18 protein-coding genes are annotated in these 21199 nt (G+C 69.0%); 6 read left to right on the top strand and 12 right to left on the bottom strand.

Annotated features, from left to right (window positions below; all coding sequences use genetic code 11):
* Positions 1 to 34: 34 nt before the first annotated feature.
* Positions 35 to 1090 carry a ferredoxin--NADP reductase gene (locus NS4_RS22510; protein WP_063061495.1) on the top strand — a complete coding sequence of 352 codons (1056 nt, stop codon included), beginning with the start codon at positions 35 to 37 and terminating at the stop codon, positions 1088 to 1090.
* Positions 1091 to 1312: 222 nt separating this feature from the next.
* On the opposite strand, the gene NS4_RS22515 is transcribed toward NS4_RS22510, so the two are convergent.
* Both NS4_RS22515 and NS4_RS22520 read right to left on the bottom strand, forming a co-directional pair.
* Positions 1313 to 2578, bottom strand: coding sequence for an FAD-dependent oxidoreductase (locus tag NS4_RS22515; RefSeq protein ID WP_063061496.1), 1266 nt, complete (start codon positions 2576 to 2578; stop codon positions 1313 to 1315).
* Between the two features lie 7 nt (positions 2579 to 2585).
* Positions 2586 to 3857, bottom strand: a complete 1272-nt coding sequence (locus NS4_RS22520; RefSeq protein ID WP_063061497.1) for an MFS transporter — start codon at positions 3855 to 3857, stop codon at positions 2586 to 2588.
* 170 nt (positions 3858 to 4027) lie between these two features.
* Here NS4_RS22520 and NS4_RS22525 point away from each other — a divergent pair, with 170 nt between their 5' ends.
* Positions 4028 to 4909 (top strand): LysR family transcriptional regulator, encoded by an 882-nt coding sequence (locus tag NS4_RS22525; protein ID WP_063061498.1) that lies wholly within the window; start codon positions 4028 to 4030, stop codon positions 4907 to 4909.
* Positions 4910 to 5039: 130 nt separating this feature from the next.
* Here NS4_RS22525 and NS4_RS22530 read toward each other — a convergent pair whose 3' ends face one another.
* The gene (locus NS4_RS22530) at positions 5040 to 5798 is read right to left on the bottom strand and encodes a glutamate racemase (RefSeq protein ID WP_063061499.1); all 759 of its coding nucleotides are present in this window, start codon (positions 5796 to 5798) and stop codon (positions 5040 to 5042) included.
* A 9-nt stretch (positions 5799 to 5807) separates the two neighbouring features.
* Entirely contained in the window at positions 5808 to 7007 is a 1200-nt protein-coding gene (locus tag NS4_RS22535) for an NAD(P)/FAD-dependent oxidoreductase (protein WP_063061500.1), read from the bottom strand.
* A gap of 322 nt (positions 7008 to 7329) precedes the next feature.
* On the opposite strand from NS4_RS22535, the gene NS4_RS22540 reads away from it, so the two are divergent.
* Both NS4_RS22540 and NS4_RS22545 read left to right on the top strand, forming a co-directional pair.
* On the top strand, positions 7330 to 7686 hold the full coding sequence (locus tag NS4_RS22540; RefSeq protein ID WP_063061501.1) for an SPW repeat domain-containing protein: 357 nt from the start codon (positions 7330 to 7332) through the stop codon (positions 7684 to 7686).
* Between the two features lie 321 nt (positions 7687 to 8007).
* On the top strand, positions 8008 to 10113 hold the full coding sequence (locus tag NS4_RS22545; protein WP_063061502.1) for a hypothetical protein: 2106 nt from the start codon (positions 8008 to 8010) through the stop codon (positions 10111 to 10113).
* A 119-nt stretch (positions 10114 to 10232) separates the two neighbouring features.
* On the opposite strand, the gene NS4_RS22550 is transcribed toward NS4_RS22545, so the two are convergent.
* The 7 genes from NS4_RS22550 to NS4_RS22580 form a co-directional block, all read right to left on the bottom strand.
* Positions 10233 to 12041 carry a non-ribosomal peptide synthetase gene (locus NS4_RS22550; RefSeq protein ID WP_084487600.1) on the bottom strand — a complete coding sequence of 603 codons (1809 nt, stop codon included), beginning with the start codon at positions 12039 to 12041 and terminating at the stop codon, positions 10233 to 10235.
* On the bottom strand, positions 12031 to 12804 hold the full coding sequence (locus NS4_RS22555) for a thioesterase II family protein (protein WP_063061504.1): 774 nt from the start codon (positions 12802 to 12804) through the stop codon (positions 12031 to 12033). Before NS4_RS22555 ends, NS4_RS22550 begins: the two co-directional genes overlap by 11 nt.
* Positions 12801 to 14477, bottom strand: coding sequence for a non-ribosomal peptide synthetase (locus tag NS4_RS22560; protein WP_063061505.1), 1677 nt, complete (start codon positions 14475 to 14477; stop codon positions 12801 to 12803). Before NS4_RS22560 ends, NS4_RS22555 begins: the two co-directional genes overlap by 4 nt.
* On the bottom strand, positions 14474 to 15688 hold the full coding sequence (locus NS4_RS22565; protein WP_063061506.1) for a cytochrome P450: 1215 nt from the start codon (positions 15686 to 15688) through the stop codon (positions 14474 to 14476). Before NS4_RS22565 ends, NS4_RS22560 begins: the two co-directional genes overlap by 4 nt.
* Positions 15689 to 15692: 4 nt before the next feature.
* Positions 15693 to 16226 carry a DUF6875 domain-containing protein gene (locus NS4_RS22570; RefSeq protein WP_063061507.1) on the bottom strand — a complete coding sequence of 178 codons (534 nt, stop codon included), beginning with the start codon at positions 16224 to 16226 and terminating at the stop codon, positions 15693 to 15695.
* A 16-nt stretch (positions 16227 to 16242) separates the two neighbouring features.
* Positions 16243 to 17487, bottom strand: coding sequence for a cytochrome P450 (locus NS4_RS22575; protein WP_063061508.1), 1245 nt, complete (start codon positions 17485 to 17487; stop codon positions 16243 to 16245).
* Between the two features lie 376 nt (positions 17488 to 17863).
* Positions 17864 to 18883: a helix-turn-helix transcriptional regulator gene (locus NS4_RS22580; RefSeq protein ID WP_063061540.1), complete on the bottom strand. Its 1020-nt coding sequence runs from the start codon at positions 18881 to 18883 to the stop codon at positions 17864 to 17866.
* Positions 18884 to 18973: 90 nt separating this feature from the next.
* Between NS4_RS22580 and NS4_RS22585 the strand changes: the two genes are divergently transcribed.
* Together NS4_RS22585 and NS4_RS22590 are read left to right on the top strand one after the other, a co-directional pair.
* Positions 18974 to 20218 carry an FAD-dependent oxidoreductase gene (locus tag NS4_RS22585; RefSeq protein WP_063061509.1) on the top strand — a complete coding sequence of 415 codons (1245 nt, stop codon included), beginning with the start codon at positions 18974 to 18976 and terminating at the stop codon, positions 20216 to 20218.
* Between the two features lie 85 nt (positions 20219 to 20303).
* Positions 20304 to 20552, top strand: coding sequence for a hypothetical protein (locus NS4_RS22590; RefSeq protein WP_063061510.1), 249 nt, complete (start codon positions 20304 to 20306; stop codon positions 20550 to 20552).
* A 96-nt stretch (positions 20553 to 20648) separates the two neighbouring features.
* Here NS4_RS22590 and NS4_RS22595 read toward each other — a convergent pair whose 3' ends face one another.
* Entirely contained in the window at positions 20649 to 20984 is a 336-nt protein-coding gene (locus NS4_RS22595) for a hypothetical protein (protein WP_063061511.1), read from the bottom strand.
* Positions 20985 to 21199 lie beyond the last annotated feature (215 nt).

Raw genomic sequence — 21199 nt, forward strand, 5'->3', positions numbered from 1 at the left:
AAGCCACCGGCTACCAGTGTTTCGAGAGGACGAGATGACCACCGTCGAAGTGCCCCATGGCTCGCGATCCGTCGTATTGCGGGTCGCCCAGGTCATCGCGGAAACCGCCGACGCGAGCTCGCTGGTCTTCGAGGTCCCCGAGCAGGCGCGGGAGAAGTTCGCGTACCGGCCCGGCCAGTTCCTCACCCTGCGTATCCCGAGCGACCGCACCGGATCGGTGGCGCGCTGCTATTCGCTGGCGAGTTCACCCTTCACCGACGACCTGCCCAAGGTCACGGTGAAACGCACCAGCGACGGGTACGGCTCCAACTGGCTCTGCGACAACATCAAACCGGGCGACCAGCTCGAAGTGTTGCCGCCGTCCGGTGTGTTCACCCCGAAAGACCTCGACGAGGACCTGCTGCTGTGCGCGGCGGGCAGCGGTATCACCCCGGTGATGTCCATCCTCAAATCCGCGCTGGATCGGGGCAGCGGCAAGATCGTGCTGTTCTACGCCAACCGCGACGCCGAGTCGGTGATCTTCGCGAGCGAACTGCGCGAACTGGCCGCGAAGAACCCGCAGCGGCTGGTACTGGTGCATTGGCTGGAGACCCTGCAGGGCCTGCCGACCGTGACCGCGCTGTCCGAGCTGCTGCGGCCCTACACCGAGTACGCGGCCTTCATGTGCGGTCCCAAGCCCTTCATGGACGGGGTGCACGACGCGCTCACCCGGCTGGGGGTGCCGCGCAACCGCACCCATGCCGAAATCTTCAACTCACTCGCCGGCGACCCGTTCGCCGAGACCGCCCCGGCCGAGATCTCCGAGGAGGACGCCGCGGACGCGGCGACCGTAGAGGTCGAGCTGGACGGGGAGACGCACAACCTGAGCTGGCCGCGGAAGCAGACCCTGGTCGACATCATGCTGGACAAGGGCCTCGATGTGCCCTACTCCTGCCAGGAGGGCGAATGCGGGTCCTGCGCCTGCACCGTGCTCGAGGGCAAGGTCGAGATGGAGAACGCCGAGATCCTCGATCCCGAGGACATCGAGAACGGCTACATCCTGGGCTGCCAGGCCCGCCCGGTCACCGATCACCTGCGTATCCAGTTCTGACCTCCGACCCGATGGAATTCGTTCATCGAGAAATCGCCGGTTCGGTTGCGCTCTGATCGGATGGCCCGTGCAGCACACGAACCATCCGATCGAGGAGCATGCGGCGGCCGGCCCGTAGTCCGGAGGTTCCCGGATCCGGGGCCGCGGGGTCGCGCCTCCACCTCGATGCGATTCGCCGGGCGGCGGCGGTTCTCACCGGAGCGGTCCGCCGCCTCCGGCCCTTCAGACCGGCACGGGTTCGGGTAGCCGGGCCCCCTGACGCTGGAGTTCCTCGCGCACGCTCGCGGTGGTGACTTCGCCGTTTCGGGCCTGCTGCGCCGCCGCCACCCCGGCCGCGTGCCCGGTGGCGAAGGCGGTGCCCATCACCCGCAGGGACGCGCCGGCCTGCCGGTCACCGTCGAGGGTGCGCCCGGCGGCGTAGAGATTGTCCGTTCCGGCACTGCGCAGGCAGCCGAGCGGGATCGGGTAGAAGCCGGGATCGCCGATGAACTTCCAGGTGGACGGGATACCCGGACCCGGGTGGTACTCCATCGGCCAGGCCCCGATCGCGACCGCGCTCTCCGTGGTGTCCGGATGGACGATATCCGCCTCGCGCAGCCGCTGCCGGGTGACGATATGACGGGATTCGCGGGTACCGAGCTCGGGACCGGTGGTGACGATATAGGCGTGTTCGGCGCCGGGAATCGACCGGACCACCGGCAGATACGCCTGGGCCTGACGGCGGGCGCTGATCTCGGCGCGGGTGGTGTCGGCGGCGGACCGGGCATCGTAGCCCTCGTCCACCAGGTACATGATGACGTCACCGGAGACCGGCATCCGGGCGACCAACCCCGACTCTGCCAGCAGACCGTCCACACCGGCGGCTTTGGCACTGCGCACGGCCGCGCCGACGGTATCCACCGTGACCTCGGCATCGGGTGCGATACCACCGAACCGGACGCCGAGGCTGCCGTTCTGGACCCAGCCGTCGGTGCCGTAACGGACTTCGGCCCCCGCGTGGTGCGCGAGATCGGCGTCCCCGGTGGCATCGACGAACGCGTCGGCGGTGAACCGGTGCACGCCCTCGTGGTCGGCGACCTCGACGGCGGTGATGCTGTCGCCCTCGGCGTGTGCGCCGATCAGCAGGCTGTGCAGGCGGATATCGACGCCGGCCTCCCGGCACAGTTCGTCCAGCACGACCTTCACGTTCTCCGGGTCGAAGACCACCGTGACCGCGTTGAACCGGCGCGGCTCGCCCACCGCGCCGCGCGCCTTCAGCCGTGATATCACCTCGTCGGCGATACCGAAGACGACCTGCCGCAGGTCGTCACGGGTGTAGAGGCCGCAGTAGGTGACGACATTGCGCAGCGTGGCGGCACCACCCAGGCACGGACCGCGTTCGATCAACAGAGTGCGGGCACCGGCCCGGGCGGCGCCCACCGCCGCGGCGATACCGGCCGATCCACCGCCCGCCACGATGACGTCGTAGTGGGTACTGCTCGCGGTCATACGGGGATCAGCCCTTTCCATTGGTGGCGAGGACGAGCGCATTGCCCTCGCCGGGAGCGGTGGCACCGGTCGCGGATTCGCGGTGGTCGGCGTCACGGATGAAGAACATGGGAACGATCGCCAGGCAGGGTCCCGCGGCGAGGACCAGGAAAACCAGCTGGAACGAGCCGCTCGCGGCGAAGACCAGACCGACCACGGCGGGCACGATGGTGCTGCCGAGCTGCCAGAAGGCGTTCACCCCGCCGGTCGCCGTCCCGGCGAGTTCCGCACCGGACAGGGTCGGGATCATGGCCATCATGACCGGGCTGTAGATGTAGGCGGTGATCCCGAGGAACGGCGCGATCCAGAGGAACTGGGTGGCGGTGGTGGCGAAGCTGAAGGCGATCAGACAGGCCACGAAGGCCGCCAGGATCGCGATCGTGAGCCGCCGGCGGCTCAGCCCGAGCGCGTCGCCCACCAGGCCGACCAGCGGTTTGGAGAACACCGCCACCGCGCCGAAGATCACCACCACGGTGCCGGCCCGCACCGGATCGATACCGACGCCCTTGACCATCAGCAGATTCGACCAGGTGATGAATCCGTAGGTGCCCCACAGCGCGCCGAACCCGGCGAGCGCGATCAACAGCAGGCCGCGATTACGCAGCAGGGGGCGCAGGTTCGGGCGGCCGCCGGTCTCGGCCCGCGCCTCGATCAGCGGGCCAGGACGCAGCAGGATCAGGCACGCGACGCCGACGACGATCGATGTGAGCCCGAAGAGGTGATAGGACGTGCGCCAGCTGTGCGATTCGATCAACCGGGGCACGACCGCGTTCGCGATCACCAGCCCGAGCGAGGTCGCGGTCATGAAGACGCCCATCGCGAACCCTCGCCGCTGCGGAGTGAACCAGCTGGTGAGGAGTTTGACGCCGCCGCCCACTTCGGCACCTGCGCACAACCCGATACACGCCTGGAAGAGCAGACCCAGCGCATGGCTGTCGGCCTCGCCGAAGGCGAGCATGAACCCACCGGAGAGCAGGATGCTCACCCCGACGGTCATGCGCGCGCCGAGCCAATCGGCGACGAAACCGCCGATGGCGTTGGAGATCACATAGCCGATGTAGTAGGTGGTGGCGAAGACACCGAGGCCGGCGACCGCCACCCCGAGGTCCTCGCCCACCGAACCCGCCGCCGGACCCCAGGTGGCCCGGTCAACCGAGGTCATCGTGAAGGCGGCCCAGCAGAGGGTCAACACCACCCAGCGATATCGGGTGTCTGGTGTTGCGGGGGATATCGCGGTCACCGGAGGTCCTTTCGAGTGAAGCTGGGGCACCGGCGCCCATGGTGCGCGGCGGTTGTGGTGCCCACCACAATGCAACCGCGCGAGCCGCCCATGATCCAATGCCACTTGGATGGCCCGGGTATGTCCTGAAGTTATGGCATACCGATCGGTATGCGAAATGGGGAGCAACGATGGAGCTACGACAGCTACGGTATTTCGTCGAAGTATTCGATCGCGGCTCGCTGTCCGCGGCGGCCAAGGCGCTGCTGATCTCCCAACCGGCCCTCACCCGCCAGGTCCAGCAACTCGAACGCGAATGCGGGGTACCACTCTTCGATCGGGTACCTGCCGGTATCGTGCCCACTCCCGCCGGGACCGCCCTGTACCAGCACGTGCTCACTCTCCTCCGCTACGCCGACACCGCGAAAGACGCCGCCCGCGATGCCGGCCCGGTACGTGAGATCGTGCAGATCGGCCTGGCCCCCGGCCTACCACCCGCCTGGCTCGGGCAGATCATCGACACCGTACGTACGGCCGTGCCGCAGGCATACCTTTCGCTCACCGACGCGACCAGCACCGTCCAACTCCAGCAGCTGCGCGCCGGACGGCTCGATATAGCGTTTGTGCATGAGCCGCCCTCGGGAGATCTGGTCCGTCACCGGGTTCTCGAGGAACCTTTCGGGCTCGTCGTCGATCCGCGCTCGGAAGGCGAGTTCACCGGTGACATCTGCCCACTGAGCGCTCTCGACGGCATGGACGTGCTCGCGCACGCCCGCGACCAGGTCCCCATAGGCCACGACCGGCTCGTATCGGCGGCCCACGAGGCCGGGATCAGACCGCGGTGGCATTTCGCCAACTACACCGAGAACGCTCGGGCCTGTCTGCACGCCACGGGCGCGAGCGCAGCGATCCTGAGCCGCACCACCGCGGGCCGGTTGCTGCCCGGGTGGGTGTGGCGGCGGCTGGTCGACCCACCGATCACCATGCAGACCTGGATCGTGCGTCAGCCGGTGGCCCGCGGCACCGTCACCGCGGTCGCCGACACCATCGCCGGCTCCTTCGGTATCGACTGATACGCAATCGGAGCCAGTCGCGCCGCCTGCGACCGCACCGCTACGGACGGGGAGTCGGCCGACGCCGACGCTCTCGGCCTCGGCCGGTTCCCCGGCCGGAGAAGCCGATGTGCGCTCGTGGAAGCCGCATCTACCGAGCCCCCAGGATGCGTCCGGACTCGTACGCGGCCGCACCGGGCGGCAGCGCTCCGGGCCGGCCGCTCAGATACACCTGTACGGTCCCGTCGCCGGTCGTCGCGACCCCGAGTGACTCCATCCGCCGCACCGTCTGGGCGGCGACGGCCTGCGCGCTGTCGAAGAGCCGGACGCCGTCGGGCAGCGCGGCGAGGATGCTGTCCACGATCAGCGGGTAGTGGGTGCAGCCCAGCACCACACCCTCGACATCGGCGGGCGTCCGGGCCGCCGCGTCCGCGACCGCCGCACGCACCCCGGCCATATCACCGCGGTCCACCGCCTCGGCGAGTCCGTGGCAGGCGACTCCGGTCACCTTCGCCTCGCCGGCGAACCGCGCGATCAGATCCGCCTGGTAGGAGCTGGCAGTAGTGGCCGCGGTCGCCCATACGGCCACCGACCGGCAGGCCGCCGCGGCCGGTTTGATCGCGGGAACCGTACCCACCACGGGGATCGCGGCACCCAGATCGGCCCGGACGTGTTCGAGCGCGGTCACGCTGGCGGTGTTACAGGGCAGCACGACCACCTCGGCGCCCAGGTCACGCGCGGTGCGACCGGCCGCGACCACCCGGTCGATCATCCAGTCCTGTGGCTTGGGACCCCACGGCGCCCCGTCTGGATCCAGCTGCAGCAGCAGATCCACATCGGGGCGCAGCTTGCGCAGCCACGCCGCGGTGGGCAGCAGCCCGAAACCCGAATCGATGAGCGCGACGATCACCCCAACAGGTTATTGAGTCGCGCCGAGCAATTCCTCCACCGGGGCGGCCGCGGCGATCTTGGCGCGCATCTTCATCACCTGACCGGTCATCCCGGCGCCCACCACCCCGGACAACCGACCCTCACGGAAGTAGTAGGCGAGGAACTTGCGGCCGTCGTCGGCGAGGATGCGGATATCGTCGGTCGCGCGCGGTGTACCGAGCGCCTGCAACTTCAGGTCGTACTGATCACTCCAGAAGTACGGGACCTGCGGGATACCCGGCGCAGCCACCCCCAGCAGCGCGCAGGTCAGCAGCTTGGCCTGTTCTCCGGCATTGGTCCAGTGCTCGATCCGGCGATGCTCACCCGTGGGCGTCCGCCACGCCGCCACATCGCCCACTGCCCAGACGCCGGGAACGCTGGTCCGCCCGGCGTCGTCGGCGAACACTCCACCACCCGCGGTCGGTTCGGCCAGTTCGATCCCGGATCCGGCCAGCCAGTCGGTCACCGGACGCGAGCCGATACCCGACACCACCAGATCCGCGGTCACCTCCGACCCGTCGGCGAGCCGGGCACCCCGCACCCGGCCCGCCGGATCGGCCAGCAGCTCTGCCACGCCGATCCCGCAGCGCAGATCGACACCTTCGGCCCGGTGCAACCGGGCCACCAGCTCGCCCAACTCCGCGCCGAGCACCCCGGCCAGCGGGGCGGGCTGTGGTTCCACCAGCACCACGGGCACCTTCTGCGCGCGCAGGCTCGCGGCCAGTTCACAGCCGATGAAACCGGCACCGATCACCAGCGCCGCGGTGGTGTCGCGCAGCCCCTCCCGGATCGCGACCGCGTCGTCGTGGCTGCGCAGGACGTGGACCCCGGTCACCTCGTCGGCGCCGGGCAGGAGCCGGGGCCGCAGCCCGGTGGCGACGATCAGATGCTCGTAGGCGACCGTGGAACCGTCGGCCAGCCGCACCTGCTTGGCATCGGTGTCCACACCGGTCGCGGCCGTACCCAGGCGCAGGTCGATCTTCTTCTCGTCGTAGAACTCGTCCGGACGCAGCGGGGTCGCGGTGGTTTCGCCGCGGACGAACTGCTTGGACAGCGGCGGACGATCGTAGGGCGCGCGCGGCTCGTCACCCAGCAGTACCAGCTCACCCTCGTACCCCGCGCGGCGCAACTCCTCGGCGGTGCGCAGCCCGGCCAGGCCGGCCCCGGCGATAACGATCGGTGCGGACATACCGACCTCCCTCCCCGCGGCCCGGCGCCGCGCCTGGAACAGGTTACAGAAAATTGTGTAGCCCACCCTAACAAGCGCAGCTGGACAAAGCCCATCCCCGATCCGCGCACAGCCGGAGCGAACGCAGAGGTACACGGGAAGCACATGGCCGGAGCGCAGACGGCGATACGCCCAGGGCCCGGGGCCGCGGCGAATGCGTGTCCGTTGCGCATCATTTCGCCGCGCAATCGTGTCCGTTGCGATATCGACCGGTCGCGCCCGGACAGGCTATACCGAGGTCAGGCCCTGTCTACGGACCTGTTTCCAGTCTCAGGAGGCCACTATGTTCACAGAAAGCCGAACTCAGGATTTCCTGGCCGTGGTGCTCGGTGTCTTCACCGCCCTCTCCCCGATCTGGGTGGCGACCAACGACCGAGCAGTGTGGACGATGATCGTGCTCGGAGCGCTCATCGCACTCACCGGACTCGCCCAGATGTACCGGCCCTCGATGGCAGCGGCCGATTACGGCATGGCACTGTTCGGCGCACTGCTGTTCATCGCACCGTGGGCCATGGACTACACCGGCTACAACGGGGCGTCGTGGACGTCCTGGGTCGTCGGAATCGTCACCGTCGTACTCGCCGTGGCAGCACTGCCGGCGGTGGCCGGCCGGATGCACGGGGCCGCGACGCACCACTGAGCCACAACCACCTCGACGAGCTACCCGCCGGCCGAGCCCGGCGGGCAGACTCATTTGCGCCATCGACATCACCGGGAAAATTTCGAGAGGACCCGACAGACCCGGCACGCAGCGGGCGTCCGGTGAGCCCTTCTCCGCCGGTTTCCGTACATCCCGCCGTCCGGGCACGTCAGAGCCGCGTATCCGGATGTCCCGGGCGCGGATCCGCGCGCCGACCGCTCTCGGCCGGGATGTAATACTGATCACCGCGGGCGGCTCACGCACCATTCATGGGCTTCGCACACTAGAACGAAAACCACCCCGGCGGGTAAGAATGGGCCCATGGATGCCGAAAATGCCAGCCTCGGAGACGAACGTCGCGGCCGCCAGGAGGAGTACGGCCGGGCGCACCCGAACTCCGAGTCGAGGGGCTTCGCCGGCTTCGGATCGAACGAATTCGATTCGGCGAATGGAACGAACGGCGCCACGAACCGATCCGATTCCGTTCCGGATCACGGTTATACGTGGACCCCCGCACCACCGTCCACTCCCACGCAGAACCAGCACAGCACCGGCGGGTCGGCGGCATTGGATCCGTTCGCCGCCTGGAACACCCCCGGAGTCATCGGTGACACCGCCGCGGTCGGCGTCATGACATCCGGCGCCCAGGAACCGGATTCCCGCTTCAGCACCTCACCGACGGACCCGTCCCGGTTCCCGGCACCTCCCGATGACCCCAACGGACCGGATACCGCTGCCCTGTCCACCCGGCACACCGCCGGATCCGCGAGCGATCCCGGGCAGACCGATCCCGGGGCGCTGCCGCGAATACCGCAGCAGAGCCCCGGCCAGGCCGGCGAACACTCGGCCGCCCTCGCCTCCTCGGCACGGATCCCCGCGCCCGGGTCGCCGTACGCGGCCGATTCACCGCCGGCCGCCGAGCCCACGATCCCGGCCTCGGCCGGGCGGCCGGGATCCGACCCGTTCTCCGTCCCGACCACCCAATTGCCCACCTCGGGCTCGATGGAGGCCGCCTACCCGCTGCCGCCCGAGACACCGCAGCGCCCCGATGCCTACGGCGATTCGTCCCCGGACACCGGATCGCTGCCGAGCTGGCTCAGCTCGATCGGGGACGAACCGGCACCGCACCCGCTGGAGACCGGTGGCCGACGCCGCAAACTCGATCTCACCGAACCCGGCCCCTCCGCGGACGCGTTCAACCCTTTCGAGGACCAGCATTCGCCCGGCCACGAGGAGAACTCCGCGGCCACGGTCACCGATCCGCGTGCGCTGTCCGGTGTTCCGGGCGAAGAGCGCGAGCCCGCGCTCGACAATGATTCCGCTGCGCGGCCGGAACTGCCGTCGCGTGGGCTGCCCACCCGCGGCCGCACCGCACCCGGGCCGGGCCCCGAGGAGGAATCCGCCGCACCGCCGTTGCCGGCCCGGCGCCTGCCGCGGTCCGCGGCCCGGCACGCCCCCACTCCGGCCGACGAGCCGAACACGGCGCCGCCGAACGCCCACGAAGCGCTACCGGCGAACTCCGTGGGCCTGCACGAACCGGTACCGGCCGGCGACCCGTCCGGCGCTTCCGACAGCGACCGCGAACTGCCCAGCCCGCGGCAGTTGCCGCGGTCCGCGGCCCGATACAACACCGACGACGAACAGTCCGGCGCCCACGGCGATCAGCAGCCCGCGCTGCGGATCGCGGCACAGCCCGAGGAGGCGGGTCCGGCCGACGAGACCGCCGCGCACACCCCTCCGCCGCGGCTGGCCCCACCGGAGGGCACCCCGATACTCGACCGGCTGCTCGATCCCGAGCCCGCGCACGGTATCGACCCCGACGACGAATCCGGCGCGCCGGTGGCCGAATTGCTCACCCGGATCCTGGAGTCCGAGGATCCCCGGCACGCCGGTTCCGCGGAGCCGGCCGAAGAGGCGCCGGAAACCACCGCTGCGGCGGTATCACCGCTGACCCTCGTTCCCGATACCGCGAGTGAGCCGGCCCCGGAATCGGGTGACGGAGCCGATTCCCGGCCGCCGCTGGAAACGCGGCGCTCCCGGCGGGCGCGGGAGGAGGCCGAGGCCGCCAAGTCGGCGGCGCCGGACCGTTCGGAGGCGACACTGTCGGGCCCCGCCCCGGAACCGGTACCGGCGCTGCCGATGGCCCGGCGCCCGGTGCCGGTGGAGGACACCGCATCCCGGCACAGCCGCAGCGAGGAAGGCGCCGATATAGACATCCACCTCATCATGCGTTTGCTGACCGCGAGCGATGATCTCGAAGTCCTGGCCGGACAGGCGGAGACGGGCGAGGTGTCGGCCGCGGAGGTGGCCCGCGCCGCACGCGAGGCGCGGGCCGCGGTCCTGTCCGCGGTCACCGCCTGGTACGGCGGCCCTGCCCAGATGGTGAAGTTCGCCAACGCCCTGCTCCAGGCCGCCCGCGAATCCTGATCTCGCGCACCCGGTACCCGGCGGCTTCGAGCCCACCCGGACCGCGAGGTGGGGTTCGCGGCGTCGGGCCGGGAACTCGGCCGTGCCGGGCCATGGTCATCGGCTCGAGCGTGCGGACCTCACCCCGGCCGGCTCGCCGCGAGATATCCGGCGAGATCGCGGATGGTGTGGTGGGTGAGTACAGCGATCAGAGGTATCTCCCGGCCCAATTCACCACTGAGCCGCTGCTGGAGGCGGGCCAGCAGGATGGAATGGCCACCCAGGTCGAAGAAGCTGTCGTCGAGGCCCACCCGATCGACGGCGAGCAGCTCCTGCCAGATCGTGGCGAGTCGCCGCTCCAGCTCTTTTTCCGGCTCCGCGGACCGCGGCGCGGACAGGGCCTCGGCTGTCTCTGGTGCGGGTAGTGCGGTCCGGTCCACCTTCCCGTTGGCGGTGACGGGTAACCGTGGCAGGAGGAGGAAGCGCGTCGGTACCAGATAGTCGGGTAGCGATCGGGCCGCAAAGCGGCGAAGTTCCGTGGCGTCCGGTACAGAGCCCATATCAGCAGGTACCAGATAGGCGACCAGTTCGATATCGCGCTGCCCGCCGGGGGAATAGGGCTCCACGTGTACGGCAGCGACGGCCGGATGCCGACTCAGCCGATAGGCTGCTTCGGCGGGTTCGACCCGATTCCCGCGGATTTTGACCTGATTGTCCAGCCGTCCACGGAATTCGATACTGCCGTCGGGTAGCCGACGACCCAGATCCCCGGTGCGATACATCCGCATTCCGGGGCGTGCGGCCCACGGATCCGGGACGAATCGTTCCGCGGTCAGGTCTGGGCGGCCCAGATAGCCACGGGCGACTCCGGCGCCCGCGATGTACAGCTCGCCGATATCGCCACTCGCCACCGGCCGCAAATCACCGTCCAGCAGATGGACCCGCGCACCGGGGATCGGCTCGCCGATCGGCGGCAGGTCGTTGTCCGACTCTCCGGGCGTCACCACGCCGGCGGTGGTGATGATGGTGGTCTCGGTCGGCCCGTAGCAATTGACCAGCCGGAAGGGCAGCTCCGGTGCGGGACGTCGCCGCAGAATCTCACCACCGGTCAACAGCACCCGCAAGGAGCCACGCCGACCGAACCAGTCCAGCCGGAGCAGCGGCTCGGCCAGTGCGGTCGTGAGGAACATATGGGTGACTCGGCGCTCGAGCAACCACTCCCGCAGGCGCGGCGGGTCGAGCGTGACCGCGTGATCCACTACGTCCAGGCATGCGCCGCTGGTGAGAGCCAGCCAGATTTCCAGCAATGCCGCATCGAAACCGGGTGATGCCGCCATGGCGAACCGGTCACCGGCCGCCACGGCGAAGGCGGTGCGCGCCGAGTCGAGGAAAGCGGCCAGCGATCGGTGTTCGACCATCACCCCTTTGGGGGCTCCGGTGGAACCGGAAGTGAAGACGATATAGGCGAGTTCGGTCGGCGCGGCGGGGCCCGCGGAATCCGTGTGGCGCGCGGCCGCCGGGTCCGTCGGCCGCCCGAGCACCTCCTCGACCGTGATTACCGAAGAAACGGTGCCCCCGGCGTCGAGTCCTCGCGTCCTGAGAATCTCCCTACTGGTCACAACGGTATTCACGGAGGCCGCGGTGAGAATTCCGGCAACCCTTTCCGGCGGGTGGGCCGGATCGATCGGCAGAGCGGCCCGCCCGGCTTCGGCGACGGCGACCGCCGCGACCGCCAGGTGTCTGCCCCGCGGCAGCAAGATGGCCACCGGTGAATCATCGGCCCTTGCGTGCTCGCGCAACACCACCGCGAGCCGGCTCACCTGATCGCCGAGTTCACGGTAGGTCACCGTCTCCACACCGTGACACAGGGCGAGCGAATCCGGCCGACGATCGACGCACCACCGAAACAGCTGGAGTGCGGGCTCAGCGGACGACAACTCAGCCGGCATGGCCTGCCGGACTCACCTCTGACAGCCGCGCCCCGATATCGGCGACGAGTTCGTCCAAATGGGTGCGCAGGAAAAGGTGTCCGCCCCCGTCGATTTCGACTGCGGTGCAGGGGCCACCCGTCACCGCCGCCCAGCCGCGCATATCCGCGGGATCAATGGTGTGGTCGCTTCCGCCGCGATAGGTGGTGATCGGTTGGTCCACCAATGGTTCGGGTAGGTACCGGTAGTTCTCGTACAGCGCGAGATCGGCGCGCATACCGGGGAAATACGCCGCCATGAAAGCCGCGTTGGCCAGCACGTCCTCGGGTGCCCCACCGAAGGAGCGGATGTAGTCGACGAGTTCGGCATCGGTACTCGCGGCGGGTGGATGCGTTTCCCGGACGCCCGGTGCCGATTGGGCGCTGACAAACAGGCGGCTCGGTCGGTGACCGGCGACCGATCGCAAATGGCGGGCCAGTTCGAACATCACCAGCGCGCCCAAACTGTGTCCGAACAAGGAAAACGGCTGCTCCGAGTCGATGACCTCGTTCAGTTCGGCGGCGATCTCTCGGACGAGGCCGTCCATATCGGTGATACCGGTTTCGCGGATCCGCCGTTCCCGCCCCGGCAACACAATGGCGGTGATATCGGCGATCCCAGCGAACGCCGCCGGCCAGGCATGGAATTCGCTGGCAAAGGCTCCCGCGCCCGCCAGGCACAACAGTCGGGGCGCGCCCGTGGCGGGCCGCCCGAAATCGGTGAACCAGGGGCTGGGGGCGCTCACAGCGTGGCCTCCGCTACCGTGTCGGCTGCGATTCGGTCGGCCAGCGCGGCAATCGTCGGATGCTGGAAGATATCGACCGGCGCCAGCTCCACACCCCGGTCCTGGTTGATGCGGTCGATGAACCGGGCCACCCGAATGGAATTCAACCCGAGAACGAACAGATCGTCGGCCACGGTCACCTCGGTGGCGCCGATGAGCTCTTCGGCCAGCGCGATCAGGTAACGCTGCAAGTCGGTGGCCGGTTCCGCCGCGGGCGCTTCCGGACGCCGCAGCAGCTCGTCGGGGTCGGGCAGTGCCGTCATATCGACCTTGCCCCACGCGGTGGTCGGAATACGGGGTACGACGACATAGGTGGTGGGCGCCAGCTGCATGGGCAGCTGTTCCTCCATGAAGAGCATGAGATCGTCTCGGTTCAGGGCCGTGGCATCCGGGCCGGTGACGTATGTCACCAGTCGGTCCTTGTGCACTCGCACAGCGGCATCGGCGACGGCCGGATGGCGCAGCATCTGGGCGCGGATCTCGCCCAGCTCGACGCGTAGTCCACCGAGTTTGACCTGATCGTCGTCGCGGCCGAGGAAAACCAATGTGCCGTCGGCACGGCGGACCGCTCGGTCACCGGTCCGGTAGGCGCGCCCCCACTGGGTTTCGACGAAGCCGTGCGCCGAATCCACGTTCAGATACCCCCGCGCGATACCGGCCCCGCTCAACCAGATCTCCCCCGGTTCGTCGACCTCGGTGGCGGTCAGATCGTCGCGCAGTACATCGACCCGCACCCCGGGGATGGGTTCACCGAGGCCGATCTCGGTTTCGGTGCCCGAGATCCGGGCCGCGGTGGCCCAGATGGCGGCTTCGGTCGGCCCGTAGGCGTTGATCAGTACCCGCCCGGGGGCCCACTGTCCGGCCAGTTCGGTATCGAGGGCTTCGCCGGCACTCAGCAGGAGCCGAACCGATCGATGGTCCGCCGGATCGAGACTACGCAGGGTGGTGGGGGTGGCGACCAGAGCGGTGATCTGGTTGGTGCGCAGAAACCGGCGCAGCGGTAGCCCCGGATGACGTTGTGCTTCATCGGCGATATGAACGGTGGCGCCCGCGCAGAGTGCCAGCGTCAGCTCGAACAGAAACGCGTCCACGGTGAAGGGTGCGATGAGAGCAACCCGATCCCCCGGCTCGATATCGAGCAAGGCGTGCTGCGCGGCGATGGTATTGGCCAGCGACCCGTGTTCGACCACCACACCTTTGGGCACCCCGGTGGAACCGGAGGTGAAAACGATATACGCGGCATCGTGAGGCTGCGGTCGCCTGAATTCCGCAGTGTCAGGGCTGCGGGCCGGGTCGAGGGGCGCGTCGACTATGTACGCGCCACCTGCCTCGTCGACGAGTTGGCTGCGCCGGGCCGGAGGCAGATTGGTTTCGAGCATCAGTACAGTCGCGCCGACCGCGAACACCCCGATCGCCGCGGCAACGGCGTCGACCGAACGTGGCAGACAGACCGCGACCACGTCCTGCGGCTGCACCCCCCGATCCGACAGTTCGGCTGCCCACGCTCGACCGGCGGCGGCGAGTTCGGCATAGGTCGCGGTGGCGTCCTTGCCGACCACTGCGGTCGCGGTAGGCGACCGGCGCACATGGGTGTCGAACAGTTCGAGGAAGGTCGGGGCGGTGGTTTCGGTCATGGATGTGGCCTTTCTGGCGAGACAGCGCAGGTGACGGGCAGGGCGGTGGGGCCGGGCAGGGTGATGTTCGCGCCCCATCGGGTGTCGCTCGTCGTGCGGGTCAGGGGTAGATCACGCAACTGGTCGCACACGATTTGCGCTTCCAGCCGGGCGAGTTGGGCACCGGGGCACCGATGCGCCCCCTCGCCGAACGCGATATGACGCGGCGGATGATCGGATCGCGATCGCTGGTATTCGGTATGGCCGACCGCACCCAGCAGCACGAGCACCGATTGGCCCGCCGAAATCGTTCGGGAGCCGATGGTTCGGTCGGCGGTGGCGGTGCGGGCGATGAATCGCGACGGTGAGATCCGTGCCAGTTCGGTCTCGAGTTCGAACTCACCCTGGTCGGCCTTCGACTCTGCCGACCGGTTGGTGAGGTGGTCGAGCATGGCGACCGCGATCAGCCCGCTGGTGGTCTGGTGGCCGGCCGCGATCAGCATCACCAGATTGGCGGCGATGTCCTCATCGTCCAGACCGCCGAGAGCATCGGCCTGCCGGACCAGTTCGCCGGCGCCGTCGTCGGCTGGGTAGCGGCGCTTGTGACGGATCACTTCGAGAGCGAATTGCCGGAACTCCGCCACCGCCGCCGATACTGCCTCGCTCGCCGTCCGCTCGATCCCGGTGATCACCCGTACGTAGGCGTCGGACATGGTGAGCAGGCGCTCGGGGTCGATCTCGGGCAATCCCAGTAGCTGCGATATCACCGCCAGCGGGACGGGCACGGCGATATCGGCGACCAGATCGAACGTTTCGCCCTCGCGCGCTCGCCGGCACGCCCGCTCGGTCGCCGCGGCGATACTGTCGGCCGCTGCCCGGACCCGACGCGGGGACAGGACTCGGCTGATCACCGGGCGTAACCGGGCGTGGGCCGGCCCGTCCAGGAACATCAATTGACGACCGAGAAGATCGGCCAGTGCGCCGCGGTCTGCTTCCGGCAGGTTCGGGTGCAGTAGACGCTCGGGCCGGGAACTGAAACTGCCGTCCCGCAGAACCTGGACAGCGGCCGAACGTTCGGCGATCAGCCAGCTCTGGGTGTACGGGTCCCAATGCACGGGATCGGCTGCGGCCAATCGCTCGAACAGCCGCTGAGCGCTTTCTCGGGACGGGTCGGCGACCAGCTGGAACAGACTGAGCGCTCGCTGATCGACCGGGTCGACTACGCGGGTCACTGCATTACACCTGGCCCGATCGAGCTGTCCGGCGCGCGTCGGCCGCGCCGGGCGGCAGATAGCCGATAGCGGAATCGGGCCTGATTCGCAAAATCTTCCCGTCTTGCGGCATATAAGCCCGCAACGCGAAACACGGCCACGGCGCCCGGCCGACCGAATGGCGCGGGTTGCGGATACTCGTATCCCGGCTGTCGCGATAGAACTCACCGATGGTGATGCCCTGACGCAGCAGCCGGCCCCGTAGATCGGTGCGGATCTCGGTGAGAACGTCCGGGTTCGCGCCGATTCGGGTGAAGACGAGGAGGTGCGCCACCCAGATCCGTTCCCCGGCCGGTGTTCGGCCGAGCTGCTCGGCCAGCCATCCGGCTTCGTCCAGCAGGGTATCGATCATGACCGGCCGGGCAGTGTCGGTGGATTCGACAACTGTGAGGGTGTCCCGGGAAATGGCCGCGGGCACATAGGGGCACAACGCTCCCGCCCGGCCCAGTGCCGGGGACGGACCGCCGATCACGGACCGGGCCCAGCGCGCAGTGTCCACCGCCCACGGCGGATGCTCAGTCGGTGCGGCGAGGATCTGCCCGACAGTGACCCGTGCGGGTGAACAACAGCTGCCCTGAGACATGGCCGGACCCTTCTGTAACGCGTGGTACTTCTTGAACGTACAGACCGTCGAACCGCTCCAGCAGAGCGTGGATCGCGATCACCGCCACCATCCGGGCCAGGCGCGCGCCGACGCAGGAGTGCGGACCGAAGCCGAACGCCAGATGCTCCGCGGTCCGGTTGTCCGGATCGATTTCGCCGGCGGCGGGGAACACTGTCTCGTCCCGCCCCGCGGCCGCCAGGTCGATACGGATATGGGTCCCGGCCACGACCCGCTCGCCGGCGAGGGTCACCGGGGCCAGCGCGGTCCGATGCGTGCTGGTCAGAGGCGGGTGACAACGCAGCACTTCCTCGACCAGCCGCGGCACCACAGCGGCGTCGGCGGACAACTTCCGCCGCATTCCCGGATCAGCGGCCACACTGGTGACGAGCGTGGTGAGCAAGTTGGTCAACGGCGCGTAGGCAGCCACGACCAGCGCATGGCACACCCGGATCACGTCGCTGTCCGGTACCGGCTGCGCACCGGCTTCGACCACCATCGCCGCCAGCGGGCTGTGGTCCGGACAGGTTCGCAATCGGCTGATGCGACCGCCGAGCCAGTTCGTGAAACTCTCCGCGTGGTCGGCGTGGCCGGCCAGGAGATCCGCCGATACGGTGCCGGTACGCGAGATCGCCGTCATCGCCCGGAGCCATTCGCGGAATTCGGCGTGGTACCGGTCCTCGCCGCCGAGCACGGCCGCAAGTACTACGGTCACCAACGGCTCGGTGAACTTCGACCGGAAATCGAGCGGGCGTCCGATCCCGAGCCCGCAAACAAGTTCTTCCGCGGCCCCGGTGATCTCCGGGCGTAGCCGCTCGAGTACTTCCGGCGCCATACCGCGTAGGGCGATACGCCGCAGCCGCCGATGCTCGGGTCCATCCGCGCAGGCCAGGCTCGAGGGCATGACCAGATAACTGAGCTGCCTGCCGGTGAGCGCCGAGGAATGGGCGGCTACCGCGCGGGCGGCGTCGGGGCCGAGAGCGAATCGAGACGAGAAGCCGGCTGTATCGGCGAGCACATCACGGGCATCGGCGTAGCCCACGGTAACGCGCGGATCCGCTCCGATCTTCGAGCCGGGCTGAGTTTGCTGACCCTGCGCGGTGGATTTCGAATCCACCGTACGGTCACCGTCGGCGGCCGGGTGCATGGCCGTGTCCATCCTTCCCGCATTCGAGCGCCCCGGCGTCGTACTCGGAGCCGGATGCTCGGTCAACTGTAGGACGACGCGATAGATTGCGCAGCCCGAGGCGGATTCCGGTTCGGATCGGACCGGGCCGCCACATCCGGGGCCGGTCACGCACCACCGTTCGGGAGTCGGGTCGGCGGTCGTCCGAAACCGTTGTCTCGGGTGGCCCGGCCGGCAGTAGCCGACAATGCGCCGGTCGCTGTGCACCTGTCCCCGCGCCCGAATCGCAGTACGCGGCCGAGTTGCCGCCGACCGCCGATCCGACTGCTTCAGGCCGCCCGCGAAACCTGTTTCGGCGCCGACGCATCCGGCGCCCTGCGGCAGGGCCGGGCTTTCCGGCGTACCGCGATCACGGGTGCGCCGCCGTCGGTCGGTCGTCCCCGGCCACGGCCTGCCACCGTCGCACCAGCCGGCGGCAGGCGGCCACCAACTCCGGGGGCTCCACATCGGCGAGGTCGGTATCGAATGTGGCGAGCAGTCCGGCGACACCGGCCCAGGACCAGGCACCGACGGTGAGTCGGCAGTGATCGGAATCGAGGTGCTCGACAACCGATCCACCCGGCGCCCAGCGCGCGACAGTCTCCGCCGGCAGCTTCAGCCGCGCGCTTCCGGTGCACTCCCACGCGGCGGGAGTGTCCCCACGGTCGTGGGTGCTCATGACCAGGCCGGCGAGATCACCGCCGGGCAGCTCACGGCGTGTGAATCGAATCCCCGTGGGCGAGTGCAGGTGGAGGCGGTCGAGTCGGTGCACCCGCCAGGCGAGGTCGGCGTGGTCGTATCCGACCAGGTACCACCGGCCCGCCCAGACCACCAGGTGATGGGGTTCGAGGCGCCTGGCCGGCGAGAACTCGGCGGTACCGGGGTCGGGGCGGGTACCGCAGGGCCCGAGGATTTCGACGATGAGCACCTCGTGACGTCGCACGGCACTACCCGCCGCCTGCAACGCGGCCGCCTCGATGGGTTGGGCCGGAAACTCCCAATAGTTCTGCAAACTCGTCAGCCGCAACGCCGCCACGGCCGCTCGTAGCCTGACGGGCATGACCTGTTCCAGGGTCTCCAGCGCCCGTTCGGTGTGGTCGGCGAGGCCGGAAACCGTGGTCGGAGCCGTTTGTAGTGCTATCGCGACCGCGAGCGCTTGGTCCTCGTCGAACTGCAGCGGGGGCAGCGTGTGGCCCGTCCCGAGCCGATAGCCGCCCGCCGGTCCACGCAGCGTGACAACCGGATAGTCGAGCGACCGCAGTGTTTCGATATCCCGCCGAACGGTGCGCTCACTGACCTCGAGCCGGGCGGCGAGCGCACCGAGCGACCAGCTCCGTCGAGTGGCGAGCAACGACAGCAGGCGCAGTGCGCGCCGGGAGGTATCGGCCACCATTCCAAGGTAGTGGACATTCGATGGCCACCACCGATGGCAGTGTCGGTCCGGCAATCGTCCGACAACAGCTCGAGGAGCCGGAACACAATGCGCATCATCATCGTCGGCGGCGGAATCGGCGGCTTGGCGCTGGCCGCCGGACTACGCCGGCACGAGTTCGATGTATCGGTCTTCGATCGCGATCTCGACGTCGCGGAGACCGGTGGCTACCACATCACACTCGACGGCCGTGCACAGGCGGCGCTCCGGGAACTCGTCGCACCGGAGATCTTCGAACGACTTCTGCGGTCGGCGTCGGCATTGCGGCTGCGTGACCGGGACGCACTCTGGGATCGGCGCGGGCGCCTGTTGGCATACGGGCCGCGGCTCGAGGACAGCCCCAGCGTGGATATCGACCGCATCACCCTGCGGACCGTGCTGGCCGACGCGGTCGGACCCGACCTGAGTCTGGGCCGGACGGTCACCGAGATCGCCCGCACCGCGGACGGCGAACCGTCGGCGGTCTTCGCGGACGGACCCGCGTGCCGGGGAGATCTCCTGGTAGGCGCGGACGGTGCCCACTCGACGGTCGCCCGGTATCTGGCAGGCGGCCCCACCAGCGAACCCACGGGGATAATCGGCTTCTCCGGGCGGACCGGCGCCGAACACCTCGGCATATCCGAGCGGCAACGACTCGGAACGCGCTCGAGTATGGCGATCGGCCCGCGCACCACGGCGTTGTATATCGGTTTCCTCGACCCGGTGGCCAACGCCGTGCTCGACGCGCCGGAGGGCCGGGAAGCGGTCACCACCGGACCGACCTATATCTGGGGCGCCATGTTTCCCGAGTCCGCCGCGACCGAGGCGATGCGCACGCTCCGCGGCACCGCCCTGCGGTCCGCGCTGCTCACCGCTTTCGACCGTGGCGGCTGGAGCCGGCGCACGCTCGAGGTCGTCGCACGAGCCGAGCCCGGCAGTATCGCCGCCTTCCGCTTCAACGCGGCGTCGACCCGGGCCCGGGACCTGGCGCCGTGGGCCGCCGGCTCTGTCACAGCCCTCGGCGATGCCGTCCACGCCACCCCGCCCACCGCGGGTATGGGTGCCGGAGCCGCCATCCGGGATGCCGCGAGTCTGGTCGCGAACCTGCGCGCGGTCGCTTCCGGTACGATCACGCTGCCCGTCGCCGTGAGCCGGTTCGAGGCGGAGATGCGGGTACGGGGAAGCGAAACCCTCTCCGCGGCCATGCGGACGGTCCGCTGGATGCGAGCCACCGGTACACCGCTCGGCGCGGCGATCACCGCGACAGCGATCCCGATACTGGCCGCCGCCAACATGCTCGGGGGCAGACGCTGAATCGACCGCCCGGCCGTGCCCAGCGAACAGGTCCGGCAACGCGTGACGATGGTGGCGGACCCGCGTCGGTTCACCTTGGCGCGACGTGCCGCCGCAGTACGGACCCTGGCAGGCGATCGATAGCCTGTTCCGGCGCCGGCAACGCGCCGGAGCATGGGTTTTCGTCCTGAAAATGCTGCAGGCCTTCGCCGAGGCCAGTGGTGAAATCGACTGGCAGGCGAGTGTGGATTCCATGATCATGCGCGCCCACCAGCACGCTGCCGGAGCCCGCCGCAACCGGCCCAACTCCGACAACGGCGCGTTACGGTGGAGCACGAAGACCTCCGGTAGGTGACTGCGTTCCTGGACAGCTCGCACTTCACTCGGAGGTCTTCGTTTTGTCAGCCCACCACGCCGTCACCAACGTCCGTGGTCAGTACACCTGGTCAGTTCAGGGAAGAACCTGCGGGACCACGTCGGGGTTCACCGCACCGACCAAGGCGCCGATCAGCCCACCGAGGATCGGCCCACCGGAACCCGTGGCCGAACCGACCGCCGAGCCGATACCGGCGCCCAGAGCAGCGCCGTTCAACACGGGATCGGGGTACTGGGCGCCCGGGTTGGTCTTGACCTCCTGAGGCTCCTCCAGCGGAATACCGGCAATCGGCGTGGCCTGCGCATCGGCCATCGGCCCGGCGTCGGCGGAAGCGCCCCCGGCGACGACCGTGGCGGCGATCAGCGGCAGCGTCGAGGCGACGACGGTTTTGACGACATTGTTCGAGATCATTGCTAGCCCTTCGAACGAGTTGTGAAGTTGCCGAAGGGTATCCGTCAACACGGCAGCTCCCCACCGCTGGAAAGGCTCTGACAGCGAATTCCCGCCGCGGCCACAGTCATAGGGTCTATCGGCACGCCTGCCGAGGAGCGATCGTTCGAGTCGTTCCGGCCGTCAGGCCAGTGGGTCGTCTTCACCGTGCACCCGCCACTCGACTCCAGTTCAGC

The organism is Nocardia sienata NBRC 100364 (genome assembly GCF_001613205.1).
GTDB classification, from domain to species: Bacteria; Actinomycetota; Actinomycetes; order Mycobacteriales; family Mycobacteriaceae; genus Nocardia; species Nocardia sienata.

Coding starts and splice junctions, on each gene's coding strand:
- NS4_RS22510 (WP_063061495.1), top strand. CDS start 35: ATGACCACCGTCGAAGTGCCCCATGGCTCGCGATCCGTCGTATTGCGG.
- NS4_RS22515 (WP_063061496.1), bottom strand. CDS start 2,578: ATGACCGCGAGCAGTACCCACTACGACGTCATCGTGGCGGGCGGTGGA.
- NS4_RS22525 (WP_063061498.1), top strand. CDS start 4,028: ATGGAGCTACGACAGCTACGGTATTTCGTCGAAGTATTCGATCGCGGC.
- NS4_RS22535 (WP_063061500.1), bottom strand. CDS start 7,007: ATGTCCGCACCGATCGTTATCGCCGGGGCCGGCCTGGCCGGGCTGCGC.
- NS4_RS22540 (WP_063061501.1), top strand. CDS start 7,330: ATGTTCACAGAAAGCCGAACTCAGGATTTCCTGGCCGTGGTGCTCGGT.
- NS4_RS22545 (WP_063061502.1), top strand. CDS start 8,008: ATGGATGCCGAAAATGCCAGCCTCGGAGACGAACGTCGCGGCCGCCAG.
- NS4_RS22550 (WP_084487600.1), bottom strand. CDS start 12,041: ATGCCGGCTGAGTTGTCGTCCGCTGAGCCCGCACTCCAGCTGTTTCGG.
- NS4_RS22560 (WP_063061505.1), bottom strand. CDS start 14,477: ATGACCGAAACCACCGCCCCGACCTTCCTCGAACTGTTCGACACCCAT.
- NS4_RS22575 (WP_063061508.1), bottom strand. CDS start 17,487: ATGGACACGGCCATGCACCCGGCCGCCGACGGTGACCGTACGGTGGAT.
- NS4_RS22585 (WP_063061509.1), top strand. CDS start 18,974: ATGCGCATCATCATCGTCGGCGGCGGAATCGGCGGCTTGGCGCTGGCC.
- NS4_RS22595 (WP_063061511.1), bottom strand. CDS start 20,984: ATGATCTCGAACAATGTCGTCAAAACCGTCGTCGCCTCGACGCTGCCG.